Origin of the sequence: Actinomadura formosensis NBRC 14204 (assembly GCF_001552155.1) — a bacterium.
Lineage (GTDB): Bacteria > Actinomycetota > Actinomycetes > Streptosporangiales > Streptosporangiaceae > Spirillospora > Spirillospora formosensis.
The window spans coordinates 1-1,140 of sequence record NZ_BCQQ01000305.1; the positions used below are offsets into that span (position 1 = coordinate 1).

The 1,140-nt window shown below is 61.1% G+C and carries 1 protein-coding gene; it reads right to left on the bottom strand.

Going from position 1 to position 1,140, the window contains the following annotated elements; translation table 11 throughout:
* Positions 1–179: 179 nt before the first annotated feature.
* Positions 180–941 carry a GntR family transcriptional regulator gene (locus tag AF1_RS32655; protein WP_067808226.1) on the bottom strand — a complete coding sequence of 254 codons (762 nt, stop codon included), beginning with the start codon at positions 939–941 and terminating at the stop codon, positions 180–182.
* Between the last annotated feature and the right edge of the window lie 199 nt (positions 942–1,140).

Below are 1,140 nucleotides of genomic sequence, written 5' to 3' on the forward strand. Positions count from 1 at the left end.
CTGGTACGGCTACCCCTCGACGCAAGACGACCGGGCGCCCCCCTCTTGAGTGCCCTCTCAAGGGACCGCGCGCCCGTCACGGTTCGTGACGGCTACGGCAATCGGCACTCAAGAGGGGAAGGCCAGACACCTCCCAGAGGCATCCGGCCTTCCGCTGCGCCGCGGAGCGTGGGTAAAGACTATTCCTTGGGATCGACCTTCACGGCGTACTCAAGTTCGTACTGATCGGCTGCTAGGAGAATGTCTGCGGTCTCGATCGGCGTTTCCCCACAGTACGAGATCCGAACGATTTGTGTCACAGGTGTTCCCGGCCTAAGCTCAAGTTTCTCGACTTCGGACGGCCGAGGCATTCGCGATCGAAGCCGTTCCACGACCGCAGTCGGCCGCATGTCAATCGAGGTGAACCGATCGACAATGCCAGCGCCCATTAGCGGCCCCTCTTCTGGCCTCTCGATCGGCGTCCCGCGCGTGATCGCTAGTGGCTCGAAGGAGTCAACGAGCATCATCGGCTGATCATCGGCGTACGACGTGTACAGGGTCCGCATCACATCGTCCCCGACCGAAATCTTGAGACGCTGGGCAACTTCAGGCCCCGCCCGATCGGGAATGGTGCTGTAGCTGTAGCGGGGCGCCCGCTCAGTTGCTAGCGCTTCTTCTGCGAATGGTGCCCCCGGGTCGGACTTGTAGTGGAGTGCGGACCGACGTACCAACGGCTGATACCGCCGTACGAACGCCCCTCCTCCCTGGATCCTGTCGATGAGTCCTTCGGTCTCCAGTAGATCCAGAGCTTTCCGAGCCACAATCCGTGAGACGCCATAATCGGCACTAATCGCGGCCTGAGTAGGAAGCCGTTCGCCCGGTCCTAGCTCTCCGATGAGGATCTTGTCTCGGAGCACGGTAGCGATGCGCTCGTACATGTGCTCTGGCTCGACCTCGGACATCCTCAGTCCTCTCGTGCGATGAGTGCTCTTCGCTCTGCCCACCCCAGTCTAAGCCAGCTTGGTATGCCAAACCTCAACTCTTGGTATGCCATCTCTTGCGTTGGCACACCAAGTCCGCTAGCGTCCTGAGTGTCACACCGCCAGAGACCACTACGGACTTCGGCGGACACCAGAGACCCCCGGCAGAGTGCCAGCTCTA